Origin of the sequence: Kitasatospora sp. HPM-01-4, from assembly GCF_051374625.1 — a bacterium.
GTDB lineage: Bacteria > Actinomycetota > Actinomycetes > Streptomycetales > Streptomycetaceae > Kitasatospora.
Map to the genome: position 1 here is coordinate 5,812,609 of NZ_JBPQGP010000005.1, position 14,108 is coordinate 5,826,716.

At 65.4% G+C, this 14,108-nt stretch carries 7 protein-coding genes and 3 rRNA genes; 8 read left to right on the top strand and 2 right to left on the bottom strand.

Annotated elements, in window-relative coordinates:
- Positions 1 to 241 precede the first annotated feature (241 nt).
- The 7 genes from ACSMTC_RS25235 (at position 242) to ACSMTC_RS25265 (ending at position 10,346) form a co-directional block, all read left to right on the top strand.
- Positions 242 to 1,765, top strand: a 16S ribosomal RNA gene (locus tag ACSMTC_RS25235).
- Between the two features lie 283 nt (positions 1,766 to 2,048).
- Positions 2,049 to 5,159: ribosomal RNA gene (locus ACSMTC_RS25240) — 23S ribosomal RNA — on the top strand.
- A gap of 81 nt (positions 5,160 to 5,240) precedes the next feature.
- A 5S ribosomal RNA gene (gene rrf, locus ACSMTC_RS25245) occupies positions 5,241 to 5,357 on the top strand.
- Together the 16S, 23S and 5S rRNA genes form the textbook arrangement of a ribosomal RNA operon.
- Positions 5,358 to 5,756: 399 nt before the next feature.
- On the top strand, positions 5,757 to 8,348 hold the full coding sequence (locus tag ACSMTC_RS25250; RefSeq protein WP_436561995.1) for an ATP-binding protein: 2,592 nt from the start codon (positions 5,757 to 5,759) through the stop codon (positions 8,346 to 8,348).
- Positions 8,345 to 9,025 carry a response regulator gene (locus tag ACSMTC_RS25255; protein ID WP_436561996.1) on the top strand — a complete coding sequence of 227 codons (681 nt, stop codon included), beginning with the start codon at positions 8,345 to 8,347 and terminating at the stop codon, positions 9,023 to 9,025. The genes ACSMTC_RS25250 and ACSMTC_RS25255 overlap by 4 nt, the downstream gene beginning before the upstream one ends.
- 86 nt (positions 9,026 to 9,111) lie before the next feature.
- Positions 9,112 to 9,516, top strand: coding sequence for an OB-fold nucleic acid binding domain-containing protein (locus ACSMTC_RS25260; RefSeq protein ID WP_436561997.1), 405 nt, complete (start codon positions 9,112 to 9,114; stop codon positions 9,514 to 9,516).
- A gap of 2 nt (positions 9,517 to 9,518) precedes the next feature.
- Positions 9,519 to 10,346 (top strand): DUF3159 domain-containing protein, encoded by an 828-nt coding sequence (locus tag ACSMTC_RS25265; RefSeq protein WP_436561998.1) that lies wholly within the window; start codon positions 9,519 to 9,521, stop codon positions 10,344 to 10,346.
- 60 nt (positions 10,347 to 10,406) lie between these two features.
- Here the strand turns inward: ACSMTC_RS25265 and ACSMTC_RS25270 are convergent, their stop codons facing one another.
- A complete protein-coding gene (locus ACSMTC_RS25270) occupies positions 10,407 to 11,078 on the bottom strand; it encodes a potassium channel family protein (RefSeq protein WP_436561999.1) in 672 nt (223 codons plus the stop codon).
- On the bottom strand, positions 11,078 to 11,746 hold the full coding sequence (locus ACSMTC_RS25275) for a potassium channel family protein (RefSeq protein WP_436562000.1): 669 nt from the start codon (positions 11,744 to 11,746) through the stop codon (positions 11,078 to 11,080). The genes ACSMTC_RS25270 and ACSMTC_RS25275 overlap by 1 nt, the downstream gene beginning before the upstream one ends.
- 247 nt (positions 11,747 to 11,993) lie before the next feature.
- Here ACSMTC_RS25275 and ACSMTC_RS25280 point away from each other — a divergent pair, with 247 nt between their 5' ends.
- Entirely contained in the window at positions 11,994 to 14,072 is a 2,079-nt protein-coding gene (locus ACSMTC_RS25280) for an APC family permease (protein ID WP_436564803.1), read from the top strand.
- Positions 14,073 to 14,108: the final 36 nt, after the last annotated feature.

Genomic DNA, 14,108 nt, shown 5'->3' on the forward strand with positions numbered 1-14,108 from the left:
CGAAAGAACGAAGCGCCCGGAGGGCCCGCTGGAAGGCGGCTCGAAGGAAGCGTCCGTTCCTTGAGAACTCAACAGCGTGCCAAAAGTCAACGCCAGATATGTTGACATCCCCGGCGAGACCATCCGGTCTTGTTGGAGATTCCTTTTGTAATACACAGCGAGGACGCAGTGCGCGGGATCACCTCATTCCGGTGGTTGCCGTGCCGCTCAACGCGAGTGTTCACCCGATCACGGGTAATCATTCACGGAGAGTTTGATCCTGGCTCAGGACGAACGCTGGCGGCGTGCTTAACACATGCAAGTCGAACGGTGAAGCCCTTCGGGGTGGATCAGTGGCGAACGGGTGAGTAACACGTGGGAAATCTGCCCTGCACTCTGGGACAAGCCTTGGAAACGAGGTCTAATACCGGATATGACCTTCCTCTGCATGGGGGTTGGTGGAAAGCTCCGGCGGTGCAGGATGATCCCGCGGCCTATCAGCTTGTTGGTGGGGTAATGGCCTACCAAGGCGACGACGGGTAGCCGGCCTGAGAGGGCGACCGGCCACACTGGGACTGAGACACGGCCCAGACTCCTACGGGAGGCAGCAGTGGGGAATATTGCACAATGGGCGAAAGCCTGATGCAGCGACGCCGCGTGAGGGATGACGGCCTTCGGGTTGTAAACCTCTTTCAGCAGGGAAGAAGCGAAAGTGACGGTACCTGCAGAAGAAGCACCGGCTAACTACGTGCCAGCAGCCGCGGTAATACGTAGGGTGCGAGCGTTGTCCGGAATTATTGGGCGTAAAGAGCTCGTAGGCGGCCTGTCGCGTCGGATGTGAAAGCCCGGGGCTTAACCCCGGGTCTGCATTCGATACGGGCAGGCTAGAGTGTGGTAGGGGAGATCGGAATTCCTGGTGTAGCGGTGAAATGCGCAGATATCAGGAGGAACACCGGTGGCGAAGGCGGATCTCTGGGCCATTACTGACGCTGAGGAGCGAAAGCGTGGGGAGCGAACAGGATTAGATACCCTGGTAGTCCACGCCGTAAACGTTGGGAACTAGGTGTTGGCGACATTCCACGTCGTCGGTGCCGCAGCTAACGCATTAAGTTCCCCGCCTGGGGAGTACGGCCGCAAGGCTAAAACTCAAAGGAATTGACGGGGGCCCGCACAAGCAGCGGAGCATGTGGCTTAATTCGACGCAACGCGAAGAACCTTACCAAGGCTTGACATACACCGGAAACTGGCAGAGATGTCAGCCCCCTTGTGGTCGGTGTACAGGTGGTGCATGGTTGTCGTCAGCTCGTGTCGTGAGATGTTGGGTTAAGTCCCGCAACGAGCGCAACCCTTGTTCTGTGTTGCCAGCATGCCTTTCGGGGTGATGGGGACTCACAGGAGACTGCCGGGGTCAACTCGGAGGAAGGTGGGGATGACGTCAAATCATCATGCCCCTTATGTCTTGGGCTGCACACGTGCTACAATGGTCGGTACAAAGGGCTGCGATGCCGTGAGGCGGAGCGAATCCCAAAAAGCCGGCCTCAGTTCGGATTGGGGTCTGCAACTCGACCCCATGAAGTTGGAGTTGCTAGTAATCGCAGATCAGCATGCTGCGGTGAATACGTTCCCGGGCCTTGTACACACCGCCCGTCACGTCACGAAAGTCGGTAACACCCGAAGCCGGTGGCCTAACCCGTAAGGGGAGGAGCCGTCGAAGGTGGGACCAGCGATTGGGACGAAGTCGTAACAAGGTAGCCGTACCGGAAGGTGCGGCTGGATCACCTCCTTTCTAAGGAGCACATAGCCGACTGCGAGCGAATGTCTCGCACGGTTGCTCATGGGTGGAACGTTGACTATTCGGCACGGTTCGGAAGCTTCCGCTAGTACTGCCCTTTGGGGCGTGGAACGTGGTGTGTGACTGGATTGTGTCGGGCACGTTGTTGGGTCCTGAGGGAACGGCTGTATGGCTGTTACCTCTAGGATGCCGGTCCTACTGACAGCATGGCTTGTCCGTGTCGTAGGTGGGTGACTGGTCGTTGTTTGAGAACTGCACAGTGGACGCGAGCATCTGTGGCCAAGTTTTTAAGGGCGCACGGTGGATGCCTTGGCACCAGGAACCGATGAAGGACGTGGGAGGCCGCGATAGTCCCCGGGGAGTCGTCAACCAGGCTTTGATCCGGGGGTTTCCGAATGGGGAAACCCGGCAGTCGTCATGGGCTGTCACCCGCTGCTGAACACATAGGCAGTGTGGAGGGAACGCGGGGAAGTGAAACATCTCAGTACCCGCAGGAAGAGAAAACAACCGTGATTCCGGGAGTAGTGGCGAGCGAAACCGGATGAGGCTAAACCTTGAGCGTGTGAGACCCGGCAGGGGTTGCGCTTGGGGGGTCGTGGGTTTTTTCTTGATCGGTCTGCCGGCCGGTCGGCGAGTCAGAAACCGTATGGGTAGTCGAAGGACATGCGAAAGGTCCGGCGTAGAGGGTAAGACCCCCGTAGACGAAATCTGTACGGCTCGCTTGAAGAATACCCAAGTAGCACGGGGCCCGAGAAATCCCGTGTGAATCTGGCGGGACCACCCGCTAAGCCTAAATATTCCCTGGTGACCGATAGCGGATAGTACCGTGAGGGAATGGTGAAAAGTACCGCGGGAGCGGAGTGAAATAGTACCTGAAACCGTGTGCCTACAAGCCGTGGGAGCGTCGTCACTTCGGTGGCCGTGACTGCGTGCCTTTTGAAGAATGAGCCTGCGAGTTTGCGGTGTGTAGCGAGGTTAACCCGTGTGGGGTAGCCGTAGCGAAAGCGAGTCCGAATAGGGCGACCCAGTTGCATGCCCAAGACCCGAAGCGGAGTGATCTAGCCATGGGCAGGTTGAAGCGTGGGTAAGACCACGTGGAGGACCGAACCCACCAGGGTTGAAAACCTGGGGGATGACCTGTGGTTAGGGGTGAAAGGCCAATCAAACTCCGTGATAGCTGGTTCTCCCCGAAATGCATTTAGGTGCAGCGTCGCGTGTTTCTTGCCGGAGGTAGAGCACTGGATAGGCGATGGGCCTTACCGGGTTACTGACCTTAGCCAAACTCCGAATGCCGGTAAGTGAGAGCGCGGCAGTGAGACTGTGGGGGATAAGCTCCATGGTCGAGAGGGAAACAGCCCAGAACACCGACTAAGGTCCCTAAGCGTGTGCTAAGTGGGAAAGGATGTGGAGTCGCAGAGACAACCAGGAGGTTGGCTTAGAAGCAGCCACCCTTGAAAGAGTGCGTAATAGCTCACTGGTCAAGTGATTCCGCGCCGACAATGTAGCGGGGCTCAAGCACATCACCGAAGTCGTGTCATTGCAGCAATACTCCTAACGGGGGCTGTGATGGGTAGGGGAGCGTCGTGTGCCGGGTGAAGCGGCCGAGGAATCGAGTCGTGGACGGTATACGAGTGAGAATGCAGGCATGAGTAGCGATACAAGAGTGGGAAACTCTTGCGCCGATTGACCAAGGGTTCCTGGGTCAAGCTGATCTGCCCAGGGTAAGTCGGGACCTAAGGCGAGGCCGACAGGCGTAGTCGATGGACAACGGGTTGATATTCCCGTACCCGCTTTGAAGCGCCAACGCTGAACCCTCTGATGCTAAGCCCGTGAAGCCGTCCCGGAGTCTTCGGACAATGGGGAGTGGTGGAGCCGGTGACCCGAGGTGGTAGTAGGTGAGCGATGGGGTGACGCAGGAAGGTAGTCCAGCCCGGGCGGTGGTTGTCCCGGGGTAAGGGTGTAGGACGTAGGGTAGGCAAATCCGCCCTGCAATAGTCTGAGACCTGATGCCGAGCCGATTGTGGTGAAGTGGATGATCCTATGCTGTCGAGAAAAGCCTCTAGCGAGTTTCATGGCGGCCCGTACCCCAAACTGACTCAGGTGGTCAGGTAGAGAATACCGAGGCGTTCGGGTGAACTATGGTTAAGGAACTCGGCAAAATGCCCCCGTAACTTCGGGAGAAGGGGGGCCATTCCTGGTGATGAGTCTTGCACTCTGAGCTGGGGGTGGCCGCAGAGACCAGCGAGAAGCGACTGTTTACTAAAAACACAGGTCCGTGCGAAGCCGTAAGGCGATGTATACGGACTGACGCCTGCCCGGTGCTGGAACGTTAAGGGGACCGGTTAGTCATGATTCGTCATGGCGAAGCTGAGAACTTAAGCGCCAGTAAACGGCGGTGGTAACTATAACCATCCTAAGGTAGCGAAATTCCTTGTCGGGTAAGTTCCGACCTGCACGAATGGCGTAACGACTTCTCGACTGTCTCAACCATAGGCCCGGTGAAATTGCATTACGAGTAAAGATGCTCGTTTCGCGCAGCAGGACGGAAAGACCCCGGGACCTTTACTATAGCTTGATATTGGTGTTCGGTTCGGCTTGTGTAGGATAGGTGGGAGACTTTGAAGCTGTGACGCCAGTCATGGTGGAGTCGCCGTTGAAATACCACTCTGGTCGTGCTGGATGTCTAACCTGGGTCCGTGATCCGGATCAGGGACAGTGTCTGGTGGGTAGTTTAACTGGGGCGGTTGCCTCCTAAAGGGTAACGGAGGCGCCCAAAGGTTCCCTCAGCCTGGTTGGCAATCAGGTGTTGAGTGTAAGTGCACAAGGGAGCTTGACTGTGAGACTGACGGGTCGAGCAGGTACGAAAGTAGGGACTAGTGATCCGGCGGTGGCTTGTGGAAGCGCCGTCGCTCAACGGATAAAAGGTACCCCGGGGATAACAGGCTGATCTTCCCCAAGAGTCCATATCGACGGGATGGTTTGGCACCTCGATGTCGGCTCGTCGCATCCTGGGGCTGGAGTAGGTCCCAAGGGTTGGGCTGTTCGCCCATTAAAGCGGTACGCGAGCTGGGTTTAGAACGTCGTGAGACAGTTCGGTCCCTATCCGCTGTGCGCGTAGGAGTGTTGAGAAGGGCTGTCCCTAGTACGAGAGGACCGGGACGGACGAACCTCTGGTGTGCCAGTTGTTCTGCCAAGGGCATGGCTGGTTGGCTACGTTCGGGAGGGATAACCGCTGAAAGCATCTAAGCGGGAAGCCTGCTTCGAGATGAGCACTCCCACCTCCTTGAGAGGGTAAGGCTCCCAGTAGACGACTGGGTTGATAGGCCGGATATGGAAGCCTCGTGAGGGGTGGAGTTGACCGGTACTAATAGGCCGAGGGCTTGTCCTCAGTTGCTCGCGTCCACTGTGTTGTTCTGAAACAACGACCCCGACCCGTGGTGGGTTGGTGCGGTTGATAGTTTCATAGTGTTTCGGTGGTCATAGCGTGAGGGAAACGCCCGGTTACATTCCGAACCCGGAAGCTAAGCCTTACAGCGCCGATGGTACTGCAGGGGGGACCCTGTGGGAGAGTAGGACGCCGCCGAACAATTTTTCTGAGAAGCCCTTCCCGGGATCCCCGGGGAGGGCTTCTCGCATTTCCGGGCAACTCCGAATCAAGAAGTCGGTCACCGTCCCGTCCCGGACTCGTCCCATGCCGGCACTGCCGATCGTCTCCCGTGCTGGTCGGCCGACCAGCCCGTCAGGCGTCCCGTCCATCCCGCACGGGCCGTCGCGCAGGGGCTCCTTCGAGACCCGCAAGGAGCGGCCTCGCCGCGACGCGCTACTCCGTACGACAGCTCAAACGGGCGTGCTACCGTCAAAAACCTGCTAAATCTGCCGATTCACTGGTCCGATCAGCGGAAATCCGGCCAAAAAGCCGTAGTCTCGAAACCAGCGAACAGGTGCCCGGGGGCACGGCTCCCGGGCGGCACGAAAAATGGGATGTATGGCACGCGGCAGGCTGCGGATCTACCTCGGGGCGGCGCCCGGGGTCGGGAAGACGTATGCCATGCTCGCGGAGGCCCACCGACGGCAGGCCCGGGGCACCGCCGATGTGGTCGTCGGGTTCGTCGAGCACCACAACCGGCGGCTGACCGCCGATCTGGTCGAGGGGCTGGAGACCGTACCCCGCCGGGAGGTGGTCCACCGGGGCGCCACCTTCACCGAGATGGACGTGGACGCGATCCTGGCGCGCAAGCCCGCCGTGGCGCTGGTCGACGAGCTCGCGCACACCAACGTCCCGGGCTGCCGTAACGCTAAGCGCTGGCAGGACATCGAGGAGCTTCTCGCAGCCGGCATCGACGTGGTGTCGACCGTCAACATCCAGCACCTGGAATCCCTCGGCGATGTGGTCGAGGGGATCACGGGGGTCCGGCAGCGGGAGACCGTGCCGGACGCGGTGGTCCGGCGGGCCGACCAGATCGAGCTGGTCGACATGTCCCCCCAGGCTCTGCGCCGCCGGCTGGCGCACGGCAACGTGTACGCGCCGGAGAAGATCGATGCGGCGCGCGCCAACTACTTCCGCCTCGGCAACCTGACCGCGCTGCGAGAGCTCGCCCTGCTCTGGACGGCCGACCGGGTGGACGAGTACCTGCAGCGGTACCGCGAGGAACAGGGCATCAAGGGCACCTGGCAGGCGCGCGAGCGGATCGTGGTCGGGCTCACGGGCGGTCCGGAGGGCGCCACGCTGATCCGCCGGGCCGCCCGGATCGCCGCGAAGGCGTCCGGCGGCGAGGTCCTCGCCGTGCACATCTCCAGGTCGGACGGTCTGGCGGGAAGCGGCTCCCCGCAGGCCCTGATCGAGCAGCGGGCCCTGGTGGAGAGCCTGGGCGGCACCTTCCACACCGTGCTCGGCGACGATCCCGCGGCCGCGCTGCTGGCCTTCGCCCGAGGGGTCAACGCGACCCAGATCGTGCTGGGTTCCAGCCGCCGCCGCGCCTGGCAGTACATCTACGGGCCGGGCGTAAGCGCGATGGTCACCCGGGACTCCGGCGACATCGACGTGCACATCGTCAGCCACGAGCACGCGGCCAGGGGCCGGGGCCGGATCCCGATCCGCAGGGTCACCGACCTCGGCCGGACCCGTACGGTGGCCGGCTGGCTGATCGGTGTGGCCGGGCCGCCACTGCTGGCGGTGCTCCTCACCCAGGTGCACGGGCTCGGGCTCTCCACCGACATGCTGCTCTTCCTGTCGCTGACGGTGTGCGCGGCACTGGTCGGCGGGCTCTTCCCGGCGATCGCCTCGGCCCTGGTCGGTTCCACCGCGCTGAACTACTACTTCACTCCGCCACTGCACACGCTGGACATCTCCTCGCCGCAGAACATCATGGCGGTGGGCATCTTCACCACGGTCGGCATAGCCGTGGCCTCCGTCGTCGACCTCGCCGCCCGCCGTACCCAGCAGGCCGCCCGCAGCCAGGCCGAGGCCCACACACTCAGTGCCCTGGCGGGTACCGTGCTGCGCGGTGCGCCCAGCGGCGACAGCCTGCTCACGGTGCTGCTCGACCAGGTCAGGGAGACCTTCCAGCAGGACTCCGCCGCTCTGCTGGAGCGCTCGGGCGAGCACTCCCCGTGGCGGATCGCCGCCAGTGCCGGGCAGCGTGCGCCGGAACGTCCCGAGGACGGCGACGTGGACGTCCCGGTCGGCACCGAGCTGTCGCTGGTGCTGCGGGGCCGGGTGCTCCCGGCGGAGGACCGCCGGCTGCTCGGCGCCTTCGCCGCCCAGGCCGCCGTCCTGCTGGAGCGCCGTCGGCTGGCCGGCGAGGCCGCCGCGGCCCGTCGTGAGGCCGAGGGCAACCGGATCCGCACCGCTCTGCTCGCCGCCGTCTCGCACGATCTGCGGACCCCGCTCGCGGGTATCAAGGCCGCCGTCAGCTCGTTGCGGGCCGAGGACGTGGAGTGGGACGAGGCCGACGAGGCCGAGCTGCTGGCCGGGATCGAGGCCGGGGCGGACCGGCTCGACCACCTGATCAACAACCTGCTCGACATGAGCCGGCTGCAGACCGGCACGGTGACCCCGCTGATCCATGAGACCGACCTGGACGAGGTGGTCCCGTTCGCCCTCGGAGGGGTGCCCTTGGAGGCCGTCAAGCTCGACGTGCCCGAGAGCCTGCCGATGATCCACGCCGATGCCGGGCTGCTGGAGCGCTCGCTGGCCAACCTGGTCGAGAATGCCGTCAAGTACAGTCCCGATGGTGTGAAGGTGCTGGTCAAGGCTGATGCGCTGCACCCGCCGGGCAGTCCGGCCAGGGTCGAGCTGAGGGTGGTGGACCGCGGTCCCGGTGTGCCGGAGGCCGCCAAGGAGCGGATCTTCGCGCCGTTCCAGCGCTACGGCGACGCCCCGCGCGGTGCGGGTGTCGGACTCGGCCTGGCCGTCGCCCGCGGTTTCGTGGAGGCGATGGGCGGCACCGTCACCGCCGAGGACACCCCTGGCGGCGGCCTGACGATGGTGGTTACCCTGCCCGCGGTCGACCTGCCCGACGTCAACATCCCCGAAAAGCCACAGCTGCCACCGAACCGAAAGGCGGAGCCCGAATGACCCGGGTTCTTGTCGTGGACGACGAACCGCAGATCGTCCGCGCCCTGGTGATCAACCTCAAGGCCCGCAAGTACGAAGTCGACGCGGCCCACGACGGGGCGAGTGCCCTGGAGCTGGCCGCCACCCGTCATCCGGACGTGGTCGTACTGGACCTGGGTCTGCCCGACATGGACGGCGTCGAGGTGATCAAGGGCCTGCGCGGCTGGACCCGCGTCCCGATCATCGTGCTCTCCGCCCGCCACGCCTCGGACGAGAAGGTCGAGGCACTGGACGCCGGCGCGGACGACTACGTCACCAAGCCGTTCGGCATGGACGAGCTGCTGGCCCGGATGCGGGCCGCGGTCCGGCGTGCCGAGCCGGTCGCGGGGGAGGACGACTCGGTGGTGGTCACCGACAGCTTCACCGTCGACCTGGCGGCCAAGAAGGTGAACCGGGACGGCCGGGACATCCGGCTGACCCCGACCGAGTGGCACCTGCTGGAGGTCCTGGTCCGCAACGCGGGCCGGCTGGTCAGCCAGACCCAGCTGCTCCAGGAGGTCTGGGGCCCCGCCTACCGGACCGAGACCAACTACCTGCGGGTCTACCTCGCCCAGCTGCGCCGCAAGCTGGAGGCCGATCCCTCGCACCCGCGCCACTTCATCACCGAACCGGGCATGGGGTACCGCTTCGAGACCTGAGGGGTGGCCGGAGGACACCGGGCCCGGTCCGGGGCCGGGGCTCCGGGCCCTGCCGTTCGAACACTTGAAACCGGTACTCTTCGGGCATGAGTGGTGACAACAGCAGCGCGCAGCCGCAGGGCCGTTTCCGGCGCATGCTCAGCCGTCTGACCTCCTCCGCCGAGGAGCTGGAGGCCCAGGAGCTGCGGCAGGACACGGCGGAGTCGGGCTGTACACCGATCGCCAGCTGCGGGGACCGCGAGGTGGTCACCGTGGCGGGAACCCTGCGCACCGTTACCCTCCGGCCCCGGGCCGGGGTGCCCGCTCTGGAGGCCGAGCTCTTCGACGGCAGTGACGCGCTGGACGTGGTCTGGCTGGGTCGACGCGCGATCGCCGGGATAGAGCCGGGCCGGAGGCTGATCGCCTCCGGCCGGATCAGCCATGCCCGGGGACGCCGCGTCCTCTTCAACCCCCGCTACGAACTGCGTCCGGCCGGACACGGGAGCGAGTGAGCGTGACCAATCTGCCAGGCGGCGAGCCCGCCGCCCGTACCGCTGCGCCGGCCGGGCTCGAGGAGTACGTCGAGCACACCCTGACCGAGTCGGTGGTGGAGTCGGCCGCCGAGAAGTTCGCCGCCTACGAGGCGTCCCGGGAGGCCGCCGACCAGCCGGCGCCACAGGAGACCCCGGAGGCGGCGGCCGCGCGCGAGGCCGCGGCCTCCAAGGAGGCGGCCGAGACGGTGATCCAGGCCTTCGGCGGCGTCCGGGGCATGATCGACATGACCCTGCCGGGTCTGGTCTTCATCGTCACCTTCAACCTCACCCACCAGGTCGCCTCGGCGGCCTGGGCGGCGCTCGGGCTCAGCGCGCTCTTCGTGGTGATCCGGCTGTTCAAGCGGGAGACCATCCAGCACGCCTTCAGCGGTGTGTTCGGGGTCGCGATCGGCGCCTGGATCTCGATGAAGACCGGCAAGGCGGAGAACTTCTATCTGCCCGGCCTGCTCTACAACGTCGGGTACTGCGTCGCGCTGGCCGTCTCCGCACTCGCCCGCTGGCCTCTGATCGGGGTGATGCTCGGCCCGATCACCGGTGAGATGTTCACCTGGCGCACCCAGAACCCGGGCCGGCTGGCCGCGTACACCAAGGCCACCTGGGCCTGGGTGGTGATCATGGGCATCAAGCCGGTGATCCTCTTCCCGCTGTACTTCACCGGCAACGTCAACCTGCTCGGCTGGCTCAAGGTCGCCCTGGGGATCCCGCCGATGCTGCTGGCGATGTACGTGACCTGGCAGATCCTGCTCAAGGCCCCGGCGCCGATCAAGGCGCAGACCGAGGACGAGTAGTCCCGCGGACGAGCGGAGGGCCGTGCCCGGCAAGGCGGGTACGGCCCTCTCGCATGGTGGCTACTGCGCGCCGGCTCCGGCGGAGAGCAGCTCCTCCAGCTCCTCCTCGCGCTCCTGGGCGGCCACGAACAGCAGTTCGTCACCGGCTTCCAGGGTGTCGTCCTTGCCCGGCACCAGCACCCGGCCAGCCCGGATGATGGTCACCAGCGCGGTGTCGACCGGCCAGGTGACGTCGCCGACCCGGGTGCCGACCAGCTCGGTGTCGGCGGCCAGGGTCAGCTCGACCAGGTTGGCGTTGCCCTGGCTGAAGCGCATCAGCCGGACCAGGTCACCGACGCTGACGGCCTCCTCGACCAGCGCCGACATCAGGCGCGGTGTGGAGACCGCGACATCGACGCCCCAGGACTCGTTGAACAGCCACTCGTTCTTCGGGTTGTTCACCCGGGCGACCACCCGCGGCACGCCGTACTCGGTCTTGGCGAGCAGCGAGACGACCAGGTTGACCTTGTCGTCACCGGTCGCGGCGATCACCACATGGCAGCGCTGCAGCGCGGCCTCGTCCAGCGAGGTGATCTCGCAGGCGTCGGCCAGCAGCCACTCCGCCAGGGGGACCCGCTCCACCGAGATGGAGCCGGGGTTCTTGTCGATCAGCAGGACCTCGTGGCCGTTCTCCAGCAGCTCGCCCGCGATCGAGCGGCCGACGGCACCGGCTCCGGCAATGGCGACTCGCATCAGTGCTCACCCTCCTGCGGACCCCGCGCGAACACGGCCTCGACGGCCGCCAGATCGGCCCGGTGCAGCGTGACGTGCACCAGGTCGCCTTCCTGGACCACCATCTGCGGAGTGGGCAGCACGCCCTCACCCAGACGAGTGACGAAGGCGACACGGACACCCGCGGCCTCCTCCAGGGCGGTGAACCGGTGGCCGATCCAGGACGGGGCGAAGGCCACCTCGGCCAGCTGGATGCTGCCGCTCGGGTCCTGCCAGAGCGGCTCGGCGCCGCTCGGCAGCAGCCGGCGCAGCATCTGGTCGGCGGTCCAGCGCACGGTGGCGACGGTGGGGATGCCCAGGCGCTGGTAGACCTCGGCGCGGCGGGGGTCGTAGATCCGGGCCGCGACGTGCTCGACGCCGAAGGTCTCCCGGGCGACCCGGGCCGCGATGATGTTGGAGTTGTCACCGCTGGAGACGGCGGCGAAGGCGCCCGCCTCCTCGATGCCGGCCTCCTTGAGGGTGTCCTGGTCGAAGCCGACCCCGGTCACCCGGCGTCCGTGGAAACCGGCGCCCAGACGCCGGAACGCGGTCGGGTCCTGATCGACGACGGCCACCGAGTGACCCTGTTTCTCCAGCGCTCTCGCGAGGGCCGAGCCCACGCGTCCGCAACCCATGATGACGATGTGCACGGGGCTACCTCACCGAGTCCGTTGGGGTCATGACCTGCGCAAACACCGCTCATCATCCTTTCGCCCCCAGCATTTGGGGGGTGATCTTCGAGCCGCGCCTTCGGATCGGCGCAGCGGGGCAGCCGGTCCACTGCCTCAGACTCATCATCCGACACGCTAGCCGGTCCGCCGAACGGGGTCTTGACGGAGGTGGCCGCCGCACGGGATCCGGTTGTGTCCACAGCCCTTACGATTCCTTAACGTGCCTATCCCCGCTGATCTCCCGAAACGCCTCCTGATCGGACGCGCGCTGCGAAGCGACAAGCTCGGGGAGACTCTCCTCCCCAAGCGGATCGCGCTGCCGGTCTTCGCCTCGGACGCGCTCTCCTCGGTCGCTTATGCCCCGGAGGAGATCCTCCTCACCCTCTCGATGGCGGGCGCTTCCGCGATCCACTTCTCGTGGCAGATCGGTGTCGTGGTCGCCATAGTGATGCTCGCGGTGGTCGCCTCGTACCGGCAGAACGTGCACGCCTACCCCAGCGGCGGCGGTGACTACGAGGTCGCCACGGTCAACCACGGGCCGAACTCCGGGCTGGTGGTGGCCAGCGCGCTGATGGTGGACTACATCCTCACCGTGGCGGTCTCCACCACCTCGGGTGTGGCCAACGTGGTCTCCGCGGTACCCGCGCTGCGCGGGCACGAGATGGCGCTCTCGGTGATCCTGGTGATCCTGCTGATGGGCATGAACCTGCGCGGCGTCCGCGAGTCGGGCACCGCCTTCGCCGTCCCGACCTACGCCTTCATGATCGGCGTGCTGGGCATGGTGGTCTACGGCGTGGTCCGGCACTTCGCCTTCGGCGCCGACATGCCCGCCGAGAGCGCCGGCTTCCATCTGGAGGCGACCGAGGGCAACGGTTCACTGGCCGGGTTCGCGCTGGTGTTCCTGCTGCTCAGGGCGTTCTCCTCGGGCTGCGCCGCGCTGACCGGCGTCGAGGCGATCTCCAACGGTGTCCCGGCCTTCCGCAAGCCGAAGAGCAGGAACGCCGCGACCACCCTGCTGATGATGGCCACCATCGCGGTGACCATGTTCATGGGCATCATCTACCTGGCCCACCTGACCGGCACCCAGATGGCCGAGAACCCGGCCGCCCAGCTGGCCGGTGCCCCGGCGGACTACCACCAGAAGACCGCGCTGGCCCAGATCAGCGAGGCCGTCTTCGCCAACTTCACCCCGGGCTTCTACTACATCGCCGGCGTCACCGGCCTGATCCTGGTGCTCGCGGCCAACACCGCCTTCAACGGCTTCCCGGTGCTCGGCTCGATCCTCGCCCAGGACCGCTACCTGCCGCGCCAGCTGCACACCCGCGGTGACCGGCTGGCCTTCTCCAACGGCATCATCCTGCTGGCCGTCGCCGCGATCGCCTTCATAGCGGCCTTCGGCGCGGACCCCAACCGGCTGATCCAGCTGTACATCGTCGGGGTCTTCGTCTCCTTCAACATGAGCCAGTCCGGCATGATCCGGCACTGGACCCGGCTGCTGCGCACCGAGACCGACCCGGCGAGCCGCCGGCGCATGCAGCGCAGCCGGGCGATCAACACCTTCGGTCTGGTGATGACCGCGGCGGTGCTGATCGTGGTCCTGGTCACCAAGATCGGCCACGCCTGGATCGCGATCGCCGCCATGGTGGCGCTCTTCGTGATGATGAAGGCGATCCGCCGCCACTACGACCGGGTCTCCGAGGAGCTGCAGGCCGCCGAGGAACCCGACGACAGCCTGCTGCCCACCCGGGTGCACGGCATCGTGCTGGTCTCCAAGCTGCACAAGCCCGCCCTGCGCGCCCTGGTGTACGCCCGGCTGGCCCGCTCGCACACACTGGAGGCCGTCACCGTCAACGTGGACCCGGCCGACACCGAGGCGCTGTGCAGGGACTGGGACGAACGCGGTATCGAGGTGCCGCTCAAGGTGCTGGACTCCCCGTACCGCGAGATCACCGGTCCGGTCCTGGACTACGTCAAGAACCTGCGCCGCAGCAGCCCGCGCGACGTGGTCTCGGTGTACATCCCCGAGTACGTGGTCGGCAGCTGGTACGAGCACCTGCTGCACAACCAGAGCGCGCTGCGCCTCAAGGGGCGGCTGCTGTTCAAGCCGGGCGTGATGGTGACCTCCGTACCCTGGCAGCTGGAATCCTCCGAGCGGCGCAGGCCGCAGCGCGCGTGGTCCGCGCCGGGGGCCGTCCGGCGCGGCGAGCCCAGGCACGAGCGCGTAGAGTCGGGTGGTTCCAGCACCGTAGAGTCGGTTGATTCCAGCACCGACCTCATCGACGCCAGCAAGGACTCGACCTCGTGACCCGCAACAACCCGTCCCGCTCCGCGGGGAAGTCCG

Excerpts from the sequence above, each read along its gene's own strand:
- ACSMTC_RS25250 (WP_436561995.1), top strand. The coding sequence starts at position 5,757 with ATGGCACGCGGCAGGCTGCGGATCTACCTCGGGGCGGCGCCCGGGGTC.
- ACSMTC_RS25255 (WP_436561996.1), top strand. The coding sequence starts at position 8,345 with ATGACCCGGGTTCTTGTCGTGGACGACGAACCGCAGATCGTCCGCGCC.
- ACSMTC_RS25260 (WP_436561997.1), top strand. The coding sequence starts at position 9,112 with ATGAGTGGTGACAACAGCAGCGCGCAGCCGCAGGGCCGTTTCCGGCGC.
- ACSMTC_RS25270 (WP_436561999.1), bottom strand. The coding sequence starts at position 11,078 with ATGCGAGTCGCCATTGCCGGAGCCGGTGCCGTCGGCCGCTCGATCGCG.